The organism is Streptomyces sp. NPDC050504 (assembly GCF_044458065.1).
In the GTDB taxonomy this organism is placed as follows: Bacteria; Actinomycetota; Actinomycetes; order Streptomycetales; family Streptomycetaceae; genus Streptomyces.
This window is the reverse complement of record NZ_JBITHO010000013.1, coordinates 1-19,047: the sequence shown is the minus strand read 5'-3', so window position 1 is coordinate 19,047 and position 19,047 is coordinate 1. Positions and strand designations below refer to the sequence as shown.

The following is a 19,047-nucleotide window of genomic DNA, read 5'->3' as shown; positions in this document are numbered from 1 at the left end:
CCGAACCAGGCCGCACCCCATAGTTGACGCACCGTCAGATCCGGTCGTACCGTCCCCGCATGCCCCTGAAGGCGTACGACCTCACCGGCCGCACCGCGTTCGTCACCGGCGCGGCGAGCGGCATAGGGCGCGCCACGGCACGGCTGCTCGCCGAGGCGGGCGCCACCGTCCACTGCGCCGACCGCGACGAAAAGGGCCTCCGGGAGACCCGCGCCCTGATCACCGAGGCGGGCGGCAGCGCCCGTACGCACACACTCGACGTCACCGACCGCGCCCGTCTGAGGGCCGCCGTCGCCTCGGCCGACCGCCTGGACGTGCTGGCCGCGATCGCGGGCGTGATGCACACCAGCACCGTCCTGGAGACCAGGGACGAGGACCTGGACCGGGTCTTCGCGGTCAACTTCAAGGGCGTCCTCCACGCCTGCCAGGAGGCCGCCCGCGCGATGATCGCCGCGAAGACCCCGGGCTCGCTGATCACCATGGCCTCGGGCGCGGTGGACGCCGCGCATCCCGGGCTCCTCTGCTACAGCGCGGCGAAAGCGGCCGTCGTCCAGCTCACCAGGACCCTCGCCGCCGAACTGGGCCCGTACGCGATCCGGGTCAACGCGGTCGCGCCCGGCTGGGTCCGCACGCCCATGACCGACCGCCACGACGCGGCGCTCCAGCACCAGGCTGAGCAGGCCATGATCCGCAGGGCGCCGCTCGGCCGAGTGGGGGAACCGGAGGACATCGCCCACGCCGTGCTCCACCTGGCCTGCGACGCGTCGGCGTTCACGACGGGCCAGATCCTCCGTCCGAACGGCGGGACCGCCATGCCCTGGTGACCCCCCGCCGAACTCCCCGCCGAACCCCGCACCACCGCGCGCCCGGCCCCGTGCCGCCCCGCCCGCTCCCGGCCCGCCGCACCCCGCTCTCCGCGAACGACACCACGTGCACGGGCAGCAGGCTCAGCCCCCAGCCACCGACCGCCACCGCGCCCTCCACGAGCCCGGCCCGCTCCGGCACCAGGGCCAGCCGCAGCACGGCCCACCACCACAGCGCGCCCAGCACGAGCGCCGGTATCCAGCGAGCCACCATGGCGCCCTCCTCCGAGCCCGAGCCCGAGCCCGAGCCCGAGCCGACGCTAGACCGCCCCGTTCACCCGGCGGGAGGGCGTACAGGATGCAGACCGGGCGCACAGCGACCGCGCGCCCCGGCCGATGCGCGCCCCGCCCGCACCCGCATCCGCACCGGCACCGGCACCGGCTACGCGCTCTCCGCCTGGAACATCCACGCGTGCTTCTCCAGATCCGCGGTCAGCGCGATCAGTACGTCCTGAGTGACCGGATCCGGGTCACCGGTGGCGTCAATTCGCTCCCGCATCCGCGAGACCACCGCACCCAGCGCGTCCACCAGGACCCGTACGGCATCAATGTCCTTCACCCAGCCGTCGGGCACCGTCCCGATGGCGCTGGACGCCGCCACCGTCGCGGCGCGGCCGTCGGGCGTGACGCCTATCGCCGAGGCCCGCTCGGCCACGGTGTCGGAGTGCAGCCGCGCCGTGTCGACGACCTCGTCCAGCTGGAGGTGCACGGACCGGAAGCGCGGCCCCACGACGTTCCAGTGCACCTGCTTGGCCACGAGGGACAGGTCGACCAGGTCCACCAGCGCACCCTGCAGGGCCTCGCCGACGGTCTTCCGGTCCGCGTCGGACAACGGGCTCTTCACGACAGACATGCAGAATCCTCCATTCCGGAACTTCGGAGCCGCACTCCCCCGTCCACGTTCGCGACTCCCCACCACCCTTACACAGTGCCCCGAAGAGGGCACATGAGACATAAAAGAGATGATCACCACAGAAGCGCGTAAAGGCCCCGCCCCCTGGACACGAGAAAGCCCCGGCCCGCCTCAAGGGCGGAGCCGGGGCTCCCACAACGTCACACCTCCGCCGGGCCCTCAGGCCGCGACGACGTCCACCACCTCGGCGGGCGGCTTGATCGTCACCCGGCCCGTCGGCACACCTGCCACCGACGACACGGAGACGGAGTTGAACTTCGGGCGTACTGGCGCAGGCACCGGCTCGCTCGCCGCCGCCGAAGCGGCGAGCTCCGCCAGCGACAGCTCGTCGCTCACTTCCCGCATGAGCTCGGACATCCGTACGTCAAGCGCGTCGCAGATCGCGGAGAGCAGCTCGGAGGAAGCCTCCTTCTGCCCCCGTTCCACCTCGGAGAGATAGCCGAGCGAGACTCGGGCGGACGAGGAGACTTCGCGCAGAGTACGGCCTTGGCGCTGGCGCTGCCGACGCAGCACGTCACCCAGCAGGCGACGGAGCAGAATCATCGGTGGCTCCCTCCTCGGACCGCGTAGCCGCATCCTTCACGCCCCACCGTACCGCCTCGCGCTGCGGCCGTGCGGGGAGCGATGTCGTGTTCACTCAGGGCTGCAAACATCAATTCCCCCCGTTCCGTTCCGTATCCTGTGCGCGCCCATTCTCCGGGAGTTCGCCGGAGAGCAGCTCGAGCACGCTCCGTACACTCTCTCTACGGATTTCCGTACGATCGCCGTTCAACCGCAACGCGGCGACTTTCTCCACGCCGCCCGGTCCGGCGACGGCCACGTAGACCGTTCCCACCGGTTGTCCGTCCTGTGGATCGGGCCCCGCGACCCCCGTCGTCGCGAGCCCCCAGTCGGCCGCCAGGACCCGCCGCACACCCGCCGCCATCTGCGCCGCGACGTCCGCGTCCACCGCGCCGCGCGCCTCCAGGAGCGCCCCGTCGACGCCCAGCACGTCCCGCTTCAGGGGCGTCGCGTAGGCCGTCACGGAGCCGCGGAAGGAACGCGAGGCTCCCGGTACGGAGGTGAGCTCGGCGGCCACCAGACCGCCGGTGAGGGACTCCGCGACGGCGAGCGACTGGCCACGCTCCGCAAGCACCCGCAGCACCCGGGCGGCGACGCCGGCCCCCTCGGCGGCCGTGGTCACCGCGACGTACGGGCCGCCGCCCGCTCCGCGGCGAGTCCCGCGCGCCGCAGGACCACCGCCTGTCGCACGTAGTCCAGACCGGTGACGACCGTCAGCACGACGGCCACGGCCATCACCCACCAGCGCGCGGTCGCCAGCGGACCGGTCAGCGCCAGCACGTACATGCCGACCGCGGTGCCCTGCGCGAGGGTCTTCATCTTGCCGCCGCGACTGGCGGGAATCACCCCGTGCCTGATCACCCAGAAGCGCATCAGCGTGATGCCCAGCTCACGGAAGAGGATCACCCCGGTCACCCACCACGGCAGGTCGCCGAGCGCGGACAGGCAGATCAGCCCGGCCGCCATGATCGCCTTGTCGGCGATGGGGTCGGCGATCTTCCCGAAGTCCGTGACCAGGTTGTACGTACGGGCCAGGTGCCCGTCGAAGACGTCGGTGATCATCGCCACCGCGAACGCGGCCCAGGCCCACGCCCGCCACACCGGGTCGTAGCCGCCGTCGGTCAGCAGCAGGAAGACGAAGCCCGGCACGAGCACCAGCCGCACCATGGTCAGGATGTTGGCGATGTTCCACAGACTGGCCTGATTGACGGCCGCAGCCCCCAGCTTGCCGCCGCGCGCCGGCTTGGCGCCGGAACCGCCGGCCGCTGATGCCGGGACTCCGGTCATCTGCCCGCCTCCTCGTGTTCCAGACATTCGGCCACCAGGTCGACGCCCTCGGTGCCGACCACCTTCGCCACGACCATACGGCCGGGCGCAAGCCCCTCGCTCGACACGAACAGCACCTGGCCGTCCGTCTCGGGCGCCTGGTGCGCCGCGCGCCCCACCGCGCCCTCCTCGCCGTCGGCGTCCACCGACTCGACGAGGACCTCGACGGTCTCCCCGACGCGCTCCTCCGCGCGCTGCGAGGTGAGCTCGTCGGCGAGGCGCGAGATGTGCGCCAGGCGCTCGGCGACGACGTCCGGGTCCAGCTTGTTCTCGTACGAGGCGGCCTCGGTGCCCTCCTCGTCGGAGTAGCCGAAGACGCCGATCGCGTCGAGCCGCGCGCCGGTGAGGAAGCGTTCCAGCTCGGCCAGGTCCGCCTCGGTCTCGCCGGGGAAGCCCACGATGAAGTTGGAGCGGGCGCCCGCCTGCGGGGCCTTGCTCCGGATGGTGTCCAGCAGCTCCAGGAAACGGTCCGTGTCGCCGAAGCGGCGCATCGCGCGCAGCACGCCGGGCGCGGAGTGCTGGAAGGACAGGTCGAAGTAGGGCGCGATCTTCGGCGTGGAGGTCAGCACGTCGATCAGGCCGGGGCGCATCTCGGCGGGCTGGAGGTAGCTGACGCGGATCCGCTCGATGCCGTCGACGTCCGCCAGCTCGGGCAGCAGCGTCTCCAGGAGCCGGATGTCGCCGAGGTCCTTGCCGTAGGAGGTGTTGTTCTCGGAGACCAGCATGACCTCCTTGACGCCCTGCTCGGCCAGCCAGCGGGTCTCCTGGAGCACGTCGCTGGGGCGGCGCGAGATGAAGGAGCCGCGGAAGGAGGGGATGGCGCAGAAGGTGCAGCGGCGGTCGCAGCCGGAGGCCAGCTTCACGGAGGCGACCGGGCTGGAGTCGAGCCTGCGCCGCAGCGGGGCGCGCGGCCCCGAGGCGGGCGCGAGCCCGTCGGGCAGGTCGGCCGGGGCCGGGGCGGGCTCCTGCGCGTGGCCGGGCAGCGCCACGTCGGCGGACTGGCGCTCGGCGGGGCTGACGGGCAGCAGCTTGCGGCGGTCGCGCGGGGTGTGGGCCTCCACGCTGCCGCCGCTCAGGATCACCTGGAGGCGGTTGGAGATGTCGGCGTAGTCGTCGAAGCCGAGCACGCCGTCGGCCTCGGGCAGGGCCTCGGCGAGGTCCTTGCCGTACCGCTCGGCCATGCAGCCGACGGCGACCACGGCCTGGGTGCGGCCGTGGTCCTTGAGGTCATTGGCTTCGAGGAGGGCGTCGACGGAGTCCTTCTTGGCGGCTTCGACGAACCCACAGGTGTTGACGACGGCGACGTCCGCGTCCGCGGCGTCCTCGACGAGGTCCCAGCCGTCCGCTGCCAAGCGGCCTGCCAGCTCCTCCGAGTCCACCTCGTTACGGGCGCAGCCAAGAGTGACAAGGGCGACGGTACGGCGTTCGGGCATGGTCTCAAGACTACTTCGTCCCGGCCCCTGCCCCCGCCCCGAGGTGGTCCGCGCCACATTCCGCACCACGTGCGGGGGCCGGGACGGGGTGCTCACGCCCCCGTCCCGGCCCCGTACGCCCGCTTCCGGCCCTTCGGCCGACGGCTCAGCCGACCTCGGGATCGCCCTTCGTGTAGCTCAGCCGTTCGACCTGGCCCGGTTCGAATTCGTCCTGGACCTTCTTGCCGTTGACGTACAGCTCCATCGCCCCGGCGTTGCCCAGCACCAGGTCGATCCGTTCCTTGTCCTGGAAGGTCTTGGACTCGCCCTCCAGGAGGAGCCCGTCGAAGAGCAGCCTGCCGTTGTGGTCCTTCGCCGAGATCCAGCTCTTGTCGTCGACGGCGGTGAGCTTGACGGTGACCTTGTCCTTGGGCACCGCCGCGATGGCGCTGTCGGACGGGTCGGGCTTGGGGTCGGCGGGCTTCTTGGCGGTCGCCTTGGGGCTGGGCTTCTTGTCGGGCGCGGGTCCCTCGGCGAGCTGGGTGGGGCCGTTGCCCTGGTCCTCGCCCTTGAACAGGGTGAAGCCGACGAAGCCGATCACGGCGACGATCGCGGCGACCATGGCCGCCGTCCAGTTGGGGCGGCGCGGCTCGGAGCGGATGCGTTCCGCCTCGAACAGGGGCGCCGCCGGGGTGGGCGAGGGGCGGCCGCCGTGCTCGTCGTCGTACTGCGCGACGAGCGGGGCGGGGTCGATGCCGACGGCGCGCGCCAGCGTACGGATGTGGCCGCGGGCGTAGACGTCGCCGCCGCAGCGCGAGAAGTCGTCCTGCTCGATCGCCTGCACGATGGGGATGCGCACGCGGGTGGAGGTGCTGACCTCGTCGACCGTCAGGCCCGCCGCGATCCGGGCCTGCTGGAGCGTGCGTCCGACGGGGGGCCGCTCGTAGCCTGCCGAGGGCTGGGCGTCTTCGACCGAAGGGCGGTCGTCTTCGGGGGAGTTGCCGATGGACACGGGGGCGCCTTTCGAGCGTGAGCCACCTGCTGGGTGTTCAGTCTAGGGGGGGTACGAAAGGGTGGGGCAACCGGGAGGGCGACCTCTTTACGCCATCAGGTCACCCCTCCTTCCAACTTGACGTACGGCCAGGAGAAACGGTTGCCTCGCTGCCCCGTACGAGTGAGCTTCACCGTTACGGGTGAGACTCCCCGAGCCCTGTGGAGGGAAGGCCCGGCGGCAGCCTACGGCTGGGACTCCCCCCGGATCACCGCCAGCACTCCGTCCAGTTCGTCCGGCTTCACCAGCACGTCGCGGGCCTTGGAGCCCTCGCTCGGCCCGACGATGCTCCGCGACTCCATCAGGTCCATCAGCCGCCCGGCCTTCGCGAAGCCCACGCGCAGCTTGCGCTGGAGCATCGACGTCGAGCCGAACTGGGTGGAGACGACCAGCTCGGTGGCCTGGCACAGCAGGTCGAGGTCGTCGCCGATGTCCTCGTCGACCTCCTTCTTCTGCTTGGTCCCGACGACCACGTCCTCGCGGAAGACGGGGGCCATCTGGTCCTTGCAGTGCTGCACGATCGCGGCGACCTCGTCCTCCTTGACGAAGGCGCCCTGCATGCGGGTCGGCTTGTTGGCCCCCATCGGGAGGAAGAGGCCGTCGCCCTTGCCGATCAGCTTCTCCGCGCCCGGCTGGTCGAGGATGACCCGGCTGTCGGCGAGCGAGGAAGTGGCGAAGGCGAGCCGAGAGGGCACGTTGGCCTTGATGAGGCCGGTGACGACGTCGACGGAGGGGCGCTGGGTGGCCAGCACCAGGTGGATGCCGGCGGCTCGGGCCAGCTGGGTGATGCGGACGATCGCGTCCTCGACGTCCCTGGGCGCGACCATCATCAGGTCGGCGAGCTCGTCGACGATCACCAGGAGGTACGGGTAGGGCTGGAGCTCGCGCTCGCTGCCCTCGGGCAGCTTGACCTTGCCGGCCTTGATCGCCTCGTTGAAGTCGTCGATGTGCCGGAAGCCGAAGGCCGCGAGGTCGTCGTAGCGCAGGTCCATCTCGCGCACGACCCACTGGAGCGCCTCGGCGGCGCGCTTGGGGTTGGTGATGATCGGCGTGATGAGGTGCGGGATGCCCTCGTACGCGGTGAGCTCGACCCGCTTGGGGTCGACCAGCACCATCCGGACGTCCTCGGGGGTCGCCCTTATCATCACCGAGGTGATCAGGCAGTTGATGCACGAGGACTTGCCGGAGCCGGTCGCGCCCGCGACGAGCACGTGCGGCATCTTCGCCAGGTTGGCCATCACGTAGCCGCCCTCGACGTCCTTGCCGAGCGCCACCAGCATCGGGTGGTCGTCGCCCGCCGCGTCCGCGAGGCGCAGCACGTCGCCGAGGTTGACCATCTCGCGGTCGGAGTTCGGGATCTCGATGCCGACCGCGGACTTCCCCGGGATCGGCGAGATGATCCGCACGTCGGGCGAGGCGACGGCGTACGCGATGTTCTTGGTCAGCGCCGTGATCTTCTCGACCTTCACGGCGGGGCCGAGCTCGACCTCGTAGCGCGTGACCGTCGGGCCGCGCGTGAAGCCGGTGACGGCCGCGTCGACCTTGAACTCGGTGAAGACGTTGGACAGCGACTCGACGACCGCGTCGTTGGCGGCGCTGCGCGTCTTGCCCGGACCGCCGCGCTCCAGCAGGTCGAGCGAGGGCAGCGAGTACGTGATGTCCCCGCGGAGCTGGAGCTGCTCGGCGCGCGGCGGCAGCCCCTCGGGCACCTCGGGAGCGGGCTTGGTCAGGTCCTGCACGGCCTTGGCGCCCGCCGGGGTCCTGCGCACCCCGGGCTTCGGGGCGTCGGCCTCGCGCGCGCCCGGCACGGGAGGGGCGGCGCGCTCCATGTCGGCCGTGACGTCGCGCGTCAGGTCGGCCACCACGGGCGAGGGCGGCATCCCGTTCAGCACGGCCCCGTCGAGCGCGGCGGCAGCGGCGGCCGCCACGTCCACCGGGTCAAGGCCCGTGAGGGTCTCGGGCGCCACGGCGTTGCCGCGGGGCTTGCGGCGCTTGACGAGCGCCTGCTCCTCGGCCCTGTCGTGGTCGTACGGCTCGTCACCGCCGCGCGCGGGGCCGCGCCGCCGGGACGTGCGGGCCGGGACGGACTCGCGCCACTGGTCCTCGTAGCGCTCGTCGTCGTCGCTCCACTCGGCGCCCTCGGCCCCGTACTCGTAGTCGGATTCGTCGTACGCGGGTTCGACGATGCCCAGGCGCGCGCCGAGCGCCCGCAGCCGCTGCGGGATGGCGTTCACCGGCGTCGCGGTCACGACGAGCAGGCCGAACACGGTGAGCAGCACCAGCAGGGGCACCGCCAGCACCTCGCCCATCATGAAGACGAGCGGTTTGGACGCGGCCCACCCGATGAGCCCGCCCGCGTCCTGCATCGCGTCGTCGCCGTCCTCGCGCCCCGGCGAGCCGCACGCGATGTGCACCTGTCCGAGGACGCCGATGACGAGCGCCGAGAGGCCGATCACGACACGGCCGTTGGCGTCGGGCTTCTGCGGATAGAGGATCAGCCGGACGGCGATGACGCCCAGCAGTATCGGTACGAGCAGGTCCAGCCGGCCGAAGGCGCCGGTGACCAGCATCTCCACCAGGTCCCCGACGGGGCCGCGCAGGTTCGACCAGGTGCCCGCCGCGACGATCAGCGCGAGGCCGAGCAGCAGCAGCGCGAGACCGTCCTTGCGGTGTGCCGGATCGAGGCCCTTGGCGCCGCGCCCTATCCCCCGGAACATCGCGCCCACGCCGTGCGCGAGCCCGAGCCAGACGGCGCGCACGAGCCGGTACACGCCCCCCGTGGGGGAAGGCGCCGGTTTGGCGGCCGCCTTCTTGGCGGGCGCGCGCTTGGCCGGTGCCTTCTTCGCCGGTGCCTTCTTGGCGGGCGCCGCCTTCTTCGCGGGCGCGGACTTCTTGGCTGCGGGCTTGGCGGGCGCGGCTTTCTGCGCGGCGCCCGGCGACGTACGGCCGGTGCGCTTCGCGGTGCCCGCCGTGCCCTGGGAACCCTTGCCGGACGTACGTGAGGCCATGGGGCCGAGGTTACCCGCGTCGGCTGCGGTGGACACGTGTGCCCACCGCTTCACCCGACCGTGTCGGCCCTGCGGCGGACCGGAACTGACATGGACTCAACCATCGAGCCCGCGCCCGGCGTCCCCCGCTCAGCCCTGCGGCGGCAGCACGGCCCCGCCGCCGCTGCCCGGCTCCAGCGCGTCGAGCGCCCGGCGCAGCCCGGTGAGCTTGCGCTCCAGGTGCGCCGCGGTCGCCACGGCCGCGGCGTCCGCCGACTCGTCGTCGAGCTGCTTGGACAGCGCCTCCGCCTGCTCCTCAACTGCCGCGAGGCGCGCGGAGAGTTCGGCCAGCAGCCCGGCGGACTCCTTCGACGGGCCGCTCTGGCTGCCGCCCTCCAGCTGGAGCCTGAGCAGCGCGGCCTGCTCGCGGAGCTGACAGTTCTTCATGTACAGCTCGACGAAGACCGAGACCTTGGCCCGCAGCACCCAGGGGTCGAAGGGCTTCGAGATGTAGTCCACCGCCCCCGCCGCGTACCCGCGGAAGGTGTGGTGCGGGCCGTGGTTGATGGCGGTGAGGAAGATGATCGGGATGTCCCGCGTCCGCTCCCGCCGCTTGATGTGCGCGGCGGTTTCGAATCCGTCCATTCCCGGCATCTGAACGTCCAGCAGAATGACCGCGAAATCATCGGTCAGCAGCGCTTTGAGCGCTTCCTCCCCTGACGATGCCCTGACCAGGGTCTGATCGAGCGCGGAGAGAATGGCCTCCAGCGCCAGCAGATTCTCCGGCCGGTCATCGACCAGGAGGATCTTGGCCTTCTGCACCATGCCCCGTCCTCCTCGCCCCGGCATGGGGTTCCTCCGGGTCCGAGAGACCGGAGAAGTGCCGGGTGCCGCCCCAGGGGACGACTCCCTAACGCCGCCCGTCCTTGTGCCGGTCATGGTAGCCGCACCCCGCCCGTCGCCACACCCTGTCACCGCGATGTCACTGTGCACGTAGCAGAAACGCGGTGGGAGACCAGAAGGTTCCCCGAATACCGCCCTCTCACACGCCGTCGGGCACACTCAGTCAGCAACTCACGGTGATTCGTACAGCGATCGATCACTCCCCTCGCATCCAGTTCTCCATCACCGAGAGCAGATGATCGGGATCGACCGGCTTCGTCACGTAGTCGGACGCTCCGGAGTCGATCGCCTTCTCCCGGTCGCCCTTCATCGCCTTGGCGGTCAGCGCGATGATCGGCAGCCCGGCGAACTGCGGCATGCGCCGGATCGCGGTCGTCGTGGCGTAGCCGTCCATCTCCGGCATCATGATGTCCATCAGCACGACCGCGACGTTGTCGTGCTGTTCCAGCACCTCGATGCCCTCCCGGCCGTTCTCCGCGTACAGCACCGACAGGCCGTGCTGCTCCAGGACCGAGGTCAGCGCGAAGACGTTGCGGATGTCGTCGTCGACGATCAGCACCTTCTCGTTCTCGAACTGGAACGCGCGGCGCTGCTGCGGCTCCTCGACCTCGGCCCACGGCTCGCCCGCCCCGGCGCCCGCCGACGCGGCGGCGCCGTGCCCCGCGCCCGGCGCGGGCGCCGTCGAGGACCGCGCGGGCAGCGCCGCCCTCGGCTCGCCGCCCGCCACCGCCTGGCGGCGCCGCCGGAACAGCCCGGCCGTGCCGTTCTGCGCGGCGGTCCGCGCGACGCCCTCGGTGCCCGGGGCCACCAGCTCGGGCGGCAGCCCGTCGTCCGCCGTTCCGCCGCCGGCCAGCTCCACGCCGCCCGGACCCAGCTGCGGATAGCCCTGCGGCGGCAGCTCGCTGGGGTGCAGCGGGAGGTAGAGCGTGAACGTCGAACCGCGGCCCGGCTCGCTCGCCGCGTGGATCTCGCCGCCCAGCAGCCGGGCGATCTCCCGGCTGATCGACAGGCCCAGACCCGTACCGCCGTACTTGCGGCTGGTCGTGCCGTCCGCCTGCTTGAACGCCTCGAAGATCACCCGCATCTTGCTGGCCGCGATCCCGATGCCGGTGTCGGTCACCGAGAAGGCGATCAGATCGGCGTCGGCGTCCCGCAGCGAACCGGCCTCCAGCAGCTGCTCGCGGATCTCGTGCGGCACGTCGGCCGCGGCGGGCCTGATCACCAGCTCGACCGCACCGCTGTCGGTGAACTTCACCGCGTTCGACAGGAGGTTGCGCAGCACCTGGAGGAGGCGCTGCTCGTCGGTGTGGAGCGTCGCGGGCAGCTCGGGCGAGACCCGCACCGAGAAGTCGAGCCCCTTCTCCGCCGTGAGCGGCCTGAACGTCGCCTCGACGTAGTCGACCAGCTGCACCAGCGCGATGCGGGTCGGCGAGACGTCCATCTTGCCCGCCTCGACCTTCGACAGGTCGAGGATGTCGTTGATCAGCTGGAGCAGGTCGGAACCCGCACCGTGGATCGTTTCGGCGAACTCCACCTGCTTCGGCGAGAGGTTGCCCTCGGCGTTGTCGGCGAGCAGCTTGGCCAGGATCAGCAGCGAGTTGAGCGGCGTGCGCAGCTCGTGCGACATGTTCGCCAGGAACTCCGACTTGTAGCGCATGGAGACGGCGAGCTGTTCGGCGCGCTCCTCCAGGACCTGCCTGGCCTCCTCGATCTCGGTGTTCTTCACCTCGATGTCGCGGTTCTGCCTGGCCAGCAGCTCGGCCTTCTCCTCCAGTTCCGCGTTGGACTCCTGGAGCGCCTTCTGCCGGTTCTCCAACTCAGCCGAGCGCTCGCGCAGTTGCTCGGTCAGCTCCTGCGACTGCTTGAGCAGCACCTCGGTCTTGGTGTTGACGCTGATGGTGTTGACGCTCGTCGCGATCATCTCGGCGATCTGGTTCAGGAAGTCCCGCTGGATGTGCGTGAACGGCTGGAACGACGCCAGCTCGATCACGCCCAGCACCTTGCCCTCGAAGAGCACCGGCAGCACGATCACGTGCGCGGGCGGCGCCTCGCCAAGACCCGAGGAGATCTTCAGGTAGCCGGGCGGCACGTTGTCCACCTGGATCGTCCGCTTCTCCTCGGCCGCCGTGCCGATCAGCGTCTCGCCGGGCCTGAAGGTCGTCGGCATCGACCCCGCCGAGTAGCCGTAGCTCCCGCGCATCTGGAGCTCGTACGACTCCTTCGGCTCGGACCCGACCTCGGTGCCGCCCGTCGACATCGCCAGGAAGAACGCGCCGTGCTGCGCCGACACGACCGGCGTCAGCTCGCTCATGATCAGCGAGGCGACGTCGTCGAGGTCGCGGCGGCCCTGCATGAGGCCCGAGATGCGGGCGAGGTTGCCCTTCAGCCAGTCCTGCTCCTTGTTCGCGACGGTGGTGTCGCGGAGGTTGGCGATCATCGTGTTGATGTTGTCCTGGAGGGCCTCGATCTCGCCCGCCGCGTCCACGTCGATCTTGAGGTTGAGATCGCCCCTGGTCACCGCCGTGGCGACCGCCGCGATCGCGCGCACCTGACGGGTCAGGTTCCCGGCCATCTCGTTCACGGACTCGGTGAGGTCGCGCCAGGTGCCGTCGACGGCCCGCACCCGCGCCTGACCGCCCAGGATGCCCTCGGTGCCCACCTCGCGCGAGACGCGCGTCACCTCGTCGGCGAACGAACCGAGCTGGTCGACCATCGTGTTGATGGTGGTCTTGAGCTCCAGGATCTCGCCGCGCGCATCGATGTCGATCTTCTTGGTGAGGTCGCCCTTGGCGATGGCGGTGGTGACCGTCGCGATCTGCCGAACCTGACCGGTCAGGTTCGACGCCATCGAGTTCACCGACTCGGTGAGGTCCTTCCAGGTGCCCGCGACGCCCGGCACGGCCGCTTGGCCGCCCAGCTCGCCCTCGGTGCCCACCTCACGGGCCACGCGCGTCACCTCGTCCGCGAACGAGGACAGCGTCGTCACCATCGTGTTGACGGTCTCGGCCAGCTCCGCGACCTCGCCGCGCGCCTCCACCGTGACCTTCTTCGTCAGGTCGCCGTTGGCCACCGCCGTCGAGACCCGCGCGATGTTGCGCACCTGGCTCGTCAGGTTGGCGGCCATCAGGTTGACGTTGTCGCTCAGGTCCTTCCAGATGCCGGTCACGCCCCGCACCCGCGCCTGACCGCCCAGAATGCCCTCGGTGCCCACCTCGCGCGAGACGCGCGTCACCTCGTCGGCGAAGTTCGACAGCTGGTCGACCATCGTGTTGACGGTCGTCACCAGCTCCAGGATCTCGCCCTTGGCGTCGACCGTGATCTTCTTCGACAGGTCGCCCTTGGCGACGCCCGTCGTGACCTCGGCGATGTTCCGCACCTGGATGGTGAGGTTGTTCGCCATGAAGTTCACGGACTGGGTGAGGTCCTTCCAGGTGCCGGAGACCCCCTGCACCTCGGCCTGACCGCCCAGGATGCCCTCCGTGCCCACCTCGCGGGCCACCCGCGTGACCTGCTCCGCGAAGTTCGACAGCTGGTCGACCATCGTGTTGAGGGTGTTCTTCAGCTCCAGGATCTCGCCCCGGGCGTCCACGTCGATCTTCTGCGACAGGTCACCGCGCGCCACCGCCGTGGCGACCTGCGCGATGTTGCGGACCTGGGCGGTCAGGTTCCCCGCCATGCCGTTCACCGAGTCCGTCAGGTCGCGCCACACCCCGGCCACGCCGGGCACCTGCGCCTGACCGCCGAGCCGCCCGTCCGTGCCCACCTCGCGGGCCACCCGGGTCACCTGCTCGGCGAAGGCGCTCAGCTGGTCCACCATCGTGTTGATGGTGTTCTTCAGCTCCAGGATCTCGCCGCGCGCGTCCACGTCGATCTTCTGCGACAGGTCGCCCCGCGCCACCGCCGTCGTGACCTGCGCGATCTGCCGCACCTGCGACGTCAGGTTGCCGGCCATGAAGTTGACGGAGTCCGTCAACTCCTTCCACGTACCGGAAACGCCGTCGACCCGCGCCTGACCGCCGAGGCGGCCCTCCGTGCCCACGTCCCGCGCCATGCGCGTCACCTGGTCGGCGAAGTTGGACAGCTGCGCCACCATCGTGTTGACGGTGTTCTTCAGCTCCAGCATCTCGCCCGCGACGTCCACCGTCACCTGCTGAGAGAGGTCGCCGTTGGCCACCGCGGTCGTCACCTGCGCGATGTCCCGCACCTGACCCGTCAGGTTGCGGAAGGCCGTGTTGACCGAGTCCGTCAGGTCCTTCCAGGTCCCCGCCGCACCCGGCACCTCGGCCTGACCGCCGAGCGCGCCCTCGACACCGACCTCCCGCGCCACGCGCGTCACTTCGGAACCGAACGACTGGAGCTGGTCCACCATCGTGTTGACGGTGTTCTTCAGCTCCAGCATCTCGCCCGCGACGTCGACCGTGACCTTCCGCGACAGGTCGCCGCCCGCCACCGCCGCCGTCACCTGCGCGATGTCCCGCACCTGCGTCGTCAGGTTGCGGAACACCGTGTTCACGGAGTCCGTGAGGTCCTTCCAGGTCCCCGCCGCACCCGGCACCTGCGCCTGGCCGCCGAGCAGCCCCTCCGCGCCGACCTCGCTCGCCACGCGCGTGACCTCGTCCGCGAACGTCCGCAGCGTCTCGGTCATCTGGTTGATGGTCTCCGCGAGCTGCGCCACCTCGCCGCGCGCGCTCACCGTCACCTTCTGCGACAGGTCGCCGTTGGCGACCGCCGTCGTCACCTCGGCGATGCCCCGCACCTGCGAAGTGAGGTTCCCGGCCATCGTGTTGACCGAATCCGTGAGGTCCTTCCACACGCCGGCGACGCCCGGCACGGTCGCCTGACCGCCCAGCTCGCCCTCGGTGCCCACCTCGCGCGCCACCCTCGTCACCTCGGACGAGAACGACGACAGCTGGTCCACCATCGTGTTCACGGTGTTCTTCAACTGGAGCATCTCGCCGGCCACGTGCACCGTGACCTTGCGCGACAGATCGCCCTTGGCCACCGCCGTCGTCACCAGCGCGATGTCCCGCACCTGCGCCGTCAGCCGGTACGCCATGGTGTTGACCGAGTCCGTCAGGTCCTTCCACGACCCGGACATCCCGCGCACCTGCGCCTGACCGCCCAGCTTGCCCTCGGTACCGACCTCAAGGGCGACCCTGGTCACCTCGTCGGTGAACGCCGACAGCTGGTCCACCAGGTTGTTGACCGTACGGGCCACCTTCAGGAACTCGCCGCGCAGCGGCCGCTCCGACCCCTCCGACCGGTCCGACCCCTCCGAGCGCAGCTCCATCCGCTGCTCCAGGTCGCCCTCGGCGACCGCCGACAGCACCCGGCTCACCTCGGACACCGGCCGCACCAGATCGTCCACCAGCGCGTTCGCCGCCTCGATCGCGGCCGCCCAGGCACCCTCGCTGGGCCCCGGCTCCAGCCGCTCGGCGAGCTTGCCCTCGCGCCCCACCGTGCGCCTGACCCTGGCCAGCTCGCCCGTGAGGTGCAGCTTGCGGTCCGCGACCTCGTTGAAGACGGCGGCGATCTCCGCCATCACCCCGTCGCCCGAGACCGTCAGACGCCTGCGGAAGTTCCCGTCGCGCATCGCGACGAGCCCCGTCAGCAGCCTGTTCAGGGCAGCCGTGTCCACCTCGGTTGTCCCGTTGCGCTGTTTCCTCAGGGACTGTCCGCCTTGTGCGCGCGTGCTCGTGCCCCGCGCCGCTGCGCCAGACTCCACCGTGTCCCTCCCGCAGGGGTCGACCTTCTCGCCCGGGTATTTCTCTGGAAGCTTTCCCAGTGTTTCACCATGGCTGAACCCGGCCATAACAGTTCGGCAGCTTCGCACACCCGGCTCCGCACGCTGAGGACGGAATCAGGGGTGACCGGCACCCGCATGGACAGCGAAGGTAAGTAACCTGGCATCCGGCTGTCCAACCGCCCCGGTCCGCCCGGCGGGGGCGGGGCGCGAAAAGTGCCACCGGGCAGCGGAGCCGGAGGGGGCGGGCCGACATGGCAGAGCCGGGCGTCGAGACGCGTACGAGGAGTGCTGTGATCACCGCGCGGGCGGCTGCCAGCTTCGAACCGGTCGGGAGGTCCGTAGCGACCGCCCGTGCCTTCGTCAGAGACACCCTCCAGGGCTGGGGGTACAGCGACGTCGTCGACGACGCGACCGTCCTGACCAGCGAGCTCGTCACCAACGCGGTGGTCCACGCGGGCACCACGGCCGACGTGCTCTGCCTGCGCCTGGACGACGCGGTCCGCGTCGAGGTCGCCGACCACTACCCCGAGCGCGAGATCCCGCTCCAGAGCAGCGCGCACTCCGTCGGCAGCCCCGACAGCGAGAACGGCCGGGGCCTGTTGCTCTGCGCCGCCCTCGCCAGCCGCTGGGGCGTCGAGTACACCCCGACCCAGAAGCAGGTCTGGTTCCAGCTCGACCTCCCCGACCGCCCCGTCGGCACGCGCTCCGCGGGCCCCGTCGTCCCCGCCGACCTCCTCCCGGTCGCCGACGAACGCGTCCGCGTCGCCGTCGTCCAGATCGACCGCTCCGGCGCGATCGCCGCCTGGAACGAGGACGCCGAGTTCGTCTTCGGCTACCCGGCCGAGCAGGTCACGGGCAAGCCCCTCACCGACTTCGCCGCCTGGCCGCACACCCCCGGCACCTCCACCGGCATCGCCGACGCCCTCCAGCTCTCCCGCTGGGAGGGCAGCTACGGCATCCGCTGCGCCGACGGCCGGGTGATCCCCGTCTACGCCTCCCACCTCAGGGTCCGCGACACCCAGGGCGAGCCCTCCACGGTCTGTCTCCTCGTCCGCGACCACGAGAGAGCCGTCCTCCAGACCCCGCTGCGCTCCCCGGCGGGCGACTCCGTCGGCGACAGCCGGGCCGTCGACCCCTTCGAGACGTTCATCGGCTCCCCCGCCCCCGACGACCTCGACGGCCTGCTCCAGCGGACCGTCGAGCGCTCCCGGGACATGCTCGACGCCGACGCGGCCTTCCTCCTCCTGGCCACCGACGACGAGACGGAGCTTGAGGTGCGCGCCACGACCGGCCTGCCCTCGGCCCGCCAGCGCTTCGCCCGCGTCCCCGTGGAGGCGGGCACGGGCCGCTACGGCTCCGCCCGCATGCCGGCCGTCCACGAGGACCTCACTGCCGTCCCCGGCGCCGTACCGCTCCTCGACGACACGGGCATGCGCTCGGTCGTCACCGTCCCGCTCAAGGTCGAGGGCCGCCTCACGGGTTCGCTCGGCGTCGCGGCCGAGGCCCCGGGCCGGTACTCCAACGAGGAGGCCCTGCGCCTCCAGTTCGCCGCCGACCGCATCGCGCTCGCCGTCGAGTCGGCCCGCCTGGGCGAGCTGGAGCGCCTGCGCCGCGGCTCCCTCAGCTTCCTCGTCGAGGCCTCCGACCTGCTGGCCGGGACGCTGGACCGCGACCAGACCCTGGCGCTGATGGCCCAGATGACGGTCCCGACGCTCGCGACCTGGTGCGCGGTCTACACGATCGCCGACCAGTCGTCCGACCCGTACCTCTCCTACGTGCTCCACGAGGACGAGGAGCGCATCGACGGCCTCAAGGCCCTCCTGTCCAAGATCGCCCCGCCCGACCCGGTCCCGACCCCGGGCGCCCGCCTCTGGACCGCCCCGGGCGACGCGGCCCACCAGGCGGCCCTGCGCACGTCGATGCGCGAGCTGGGCCTGGCGACCACCTCCCAGCTCGGCTCCGGCATCGGCACGACGCTGGCGACGGCGGCCGCGGTGGGCGGCGAGACGGTCGTGCTCCCATTGGTCGCCCGCAACCGCGTGATCGGCATGCTGACCCTCGGCAAGCCGTCCGACGACCACTTCCGCCAGGAGATCCTGGAACTGGCCGAGGACCTCTCGCGCCGAGCGGCCCTCGCCCTGGACAACGCCCGCCTCTACTCCGAGCGCATGGCGATCAGCCAGTCCCTCCAGCGCAGCCTGCTGCCGCCGGGCCTGCCGCAGATCCCCGGCGTCGAGGTCGAGGTCATCTACCGCGCGGCCGGCGAGGGCAACGAGGTCGGTGGCGACTTCTACGACCTGTTCCCGATCCGCGACGGCGCCTACGGCTTCGCGATCGGAGACGTCTGCGGTACGGGCCCGGAGGCGGCGGCCGTCACCGGCCTCGCCCGCCACGCGCTGCGGCTCCTGGCCCGCGAGGGCTTCGGCGGCCCCGCCGTCCTGGAGCGCCTGAACGCCGCGATCCTCGACGAAGGCGCCCGCAGCCGCTTCCTCACCCTCCTCTACGGCGAGCTGTGGCCCCAGGAGGACGGCAGCGCCATCCTGAAGATCGTCTGCGCGGGCCATCCGCTTCCCCTGCGCCTGCGCCAGGACGGCACGGTGGAGCCCTCGGCCGAGCCGCAGCCGCTGCTGGGCGTCATGGACGACCTGGAGCTCTACGAGCAGACGATCACCCTCGACCCGGGCGACGTCCTCCTGTGCGTCACGGACGGCGTCACGGAGCGCCGCGAGGGCACCCGCATGCTGGGCGACGACGGCCTCGCAGACGTCCTCACCACGTGTACGGGCCTGACGGCCGGCGCGGTCGCGGCCCGTGTCCTGCGCGCGGTGGAGCGCTTCGCCGCCGAGCCCGCGTCCGACGACATGGCGATCCTCGCGATGCGCGTCCACGAGCCGCACAAGGACTGACCGGACCGGTACGAACGAAGAAGGCCCCCGCCGTGAGGCGGGGGCCTTCTTTCTTGAGCCCCAATACGGAATCGAACCGTAGACCTTCTCCTTACCATGGAGACGCTCTACCGACTGAGCTATTGGGGCCTTGCTGCGCTGCGGCAACGAGATAGATCATAGCCCAAATCCGGGGATGTTCATAACCACCTCTCGACGCCGTCTCACAGCCGCCTCCGCCTCCCACGGCGGACGTGACGGGCACGACCGGCACGACGGACCACCGTCCGGCAGCTCCGGCCCAGAACGCAGAAAAGCCCCGCACCATAAGGTGCGGGGCTCTCCCACAATGATTGTTCGGCGGCGTCCTACTCTCCCACAGGGTCCCCCCTGCAGTACC

General features: G+C 71.1%; 12 protein-coding genes and 1 tRNA gene. 2 read left to right on the top strand and 11 right to left on the bottom strand.

Features of this window, described 5'->3' with window-relative positions:
* The first annotated feature begins 59 nt into the window (after positions 1-59).
* Positions 60-824 (top strand): SDR family NAD(P)-dependent oxidoreductase, encoded by a 765-nt coding sequence (locus ACIBNE_RS36265; protein ID WP_399279425.1) that lies wholly within the window; start codon positions 60-62, stop codon positions 822-824.
* On the opposite strand, the gene ACIBNE_RS36260 is transcribed toward ACIBNE_RS36265, so the two are convergent.
* The 10 genes from ACIBNE_RS36260 to ACIBNE_RS36215 all read right to left on the bottom strand — a co-directional run bounded on the left by ACIBNE_RS36260 (position 772) and on the right by ACIBNE_RS36215 (position 15,684).
* Positions 772-1,077 (bottom strand): hypothetical protein, encoded by a 306-nt coding sequence (locus ACIBNE_RS36260; protein ID WP_399279423.1) that lies wholly within the window; start codon positions 1,075-1,077, stop codon positions 772-774. The genes ACIBNE_RS36265 and ACIBNE_RS36260 overlap by 53 nt on opposite strands.
* Positions 1,078-1,245: 168 nt before the next feature.
* Complete coding sequence (locus ACIBNE_RS36255) at positions 1,246-1,716, bottom strand: Dps family protein (protein ID WP_399279422.1); 471 nt, start codon at positions 1,714-1,716, stop codon at positions 1,246-1,248.
* Positions 1,717-1,935: 219 nt separating this feature from the next.
* Complete coding sequence (locus ACIBNE_RS36250) at positions 1,936-2,319, bottom strand: helix-turn-helix domain-containing protein (protein WP_399279420.1); 384 nt, start codon at positions 2,317-2,319, stop codon at positions 1,936-1,938.
* A 109-nt stretch (positions 2,320-2,428) separates the two neighbouring features.
* Entirely contained in the window at positions 2,429-2,959 is a 531-nt protein-coding gene (locus ACIBNE_RS36245; RefSeq protein ID WP_399279419.1) for a CinA family protein, read from the bottom strand.
* The gene (gene pgsA, locus ACIBNE_RS36240; RefSeq protein ID WP_399279417.1) at positions 2,956-3,624 is read right to left on the bottom strand and encodes a CDP-diacylglycerol--glycerol-3-phosphate 3-phosphatidyltransferase; all 669 of its coding nucleotides are present in this window, start codon (positions 3,622-3,624) and stop codon (positions 2,956-2,958) included. The genes ACIBNE_RS36245 and pgsA overlap by 4 nt, the downstream gene beginning before the upstream one ends.
* Positions 3,621-5,096: a 30S ribosomal protein S12 methylthiotransferase RimO gene (rimO, locus tag ACIBNE_RS36235; protein WP_399279415.1), complete on the bottom strand. Its 1,476-nt coding sequence runs from the start codon at positions 5,094-5,096 to the stop codon at positions 3,621-3,623. Before rimO ends, pgsA begins: the two co-directional genes overlap by 4 nt.
* A gap of 145 nt (positions 5,097-5,241) precedes the next feature.
* Positions 5,242-6,087 carry a helix-turn-helix domain-containing protein gene (locus ACIBNE_RS36230; protein WP_399279413.1) on the bottom strand — a complete coding sequence of 282 codons (846 nt, stop codon included), beginning with the start codon at positions 6,085-6,087 and terminating at the stop codon, positions 5,242-5,244.
* A 224-nt stretch (positions 6,088-6,311) separates the two neighbouring features.
* A complete protein-coding gene (locus ACIBNE_RS36225) occupies positions 6,312-9,134 on the bottom strand; it encodes a DNA translocase FtsK (RefSeq protein ID WP_399279411.1) in 2,823 nt (940 codons plus the stop codon).
* A 129-nt stretch (positions 9,135-9,263) separates the two neighbouring features.
* On the bottom strand, positions 9,264-9,938 hold the full coding sequence (locus ACIBNE_RS36220; protein ID WP_399279409.1) for a two-component system response regulator: 675 nt from the start codon (positions 9,936-9,938) through the stop codon (positions 9,264-9,266).
* 274 nt (positions 9,939-10,212) lie between these two features.
* Positions 10,213-15,684: a HAMP domain-containing protein gene (locus ACIBNE_RS36215; RefSeq protein WP_399279817.1), complete on the bottom strand. Its 5,472-nt coding sequence runs from the start codon at positions 15,682-15,684 to the stop codon at positions 10,213-10,215.
* A 329-nt stretch (positions 15,685-16,013) separates the two neighbouring features.
* Here ACIBNE_RS36215 and ACIBNE_RS36210 point away from each other — a divergent pair, with 329 nt between their 5' ends.
* Positions 16,014-18,668, top strand: a complete 2,655-nt coding sequence (locus ACIBNE_RS36210; protein WP_399279407.1) for a SpoIIE family protein phosphatase — start codon at positions 16,014-16,016, stop codon at positions 18,666-18,668.
* 56 nt (positions 18,669-18,724) lie between these two features.
* Here the strand turns inward: ACIBNE_RS36210 and ACIBNE_RS36205 are convergent.
* Positions 18,725-18,797: transfer RNA gene (locus tag ACIBNE_RS36205), tRNA-Thr, on the bottom strand.
* Positions 18,798-19,047 lie beyond the last annotated feature (250 nt).

What these genes read in the sequence shown, in the direction of transcription:
- ACIBNE_RS36265 (WP_399279425.1), top strand. Translation starts at nt 60, where the DNA reads ATGCCCCTGAAGGCGTACGACCTCACCGGCCGCACCGCGTTCGTCACC.
- ACIBNE_RS36260 (WP_399279423.1), bottom strand. Translation starts at nt 1,077, where the DNA reads ATGGTGGCTCGCTGGATACCGGCGCTCGTGCTGGGCGCGCTGTGGTGG.
- ACIBNE_RS36255 (WP_399279422.1), bottom strand. Translation starts at nt 1,716, where the DNA reads ATGTCTGTCGTGAAGAGCCCGTTGTCCGACGCGGACCGGAAGACCGTC.
- ACIBNE_RS36250 (WP_399279420.1), bottom strand. Translation starts at nt 2,319, where the DNA reads ATGATTCTGCTCCGTCGCCTGCTGGGTGACGTGCTGCGTCGGCAGCGC.
- pgsA (WP_399279417.1), bottom strand. Translation starts at nt 3,624, where the DNA reads ATGACCGGAGTCCCGGCATCAGCGGCCGGCGGTTCCGGCGCCAAGCCG.
- rimO (WP_399279415.1), bottom strand. Translation starts at nt 5,096, where the DNA reads ATGCCCGAACGCCGTACCGTCGCCCTTGTCACTCTTGGCTGCGCCCGT.
- ACIBNE_RS36225 (WP_399279411.1), bottom strand. Translation starts at nt 9,134, where the DNA reads ATGGCCTCACGTACGTCCGGCAAGGGTTCCCAGGGCACGGCGGGCACC.
- ACIBNE_RS36220 (WP_399279409.1), bottom strand. Translation starts at nt 9,938, where the DNA reads ATGGTGCAGAAGGCCAAGATCCTCCTGGTCGATGACCGGCCGGAGAAT.
- ACIBNE_RS36210 (WP_399279407.1), top strand. Translation starts at nt 16,014, where the DNA reads ATGGCAGAGCCGGGCGTCGAGACGCGTACGAGGAGTGCTGTGATCACC.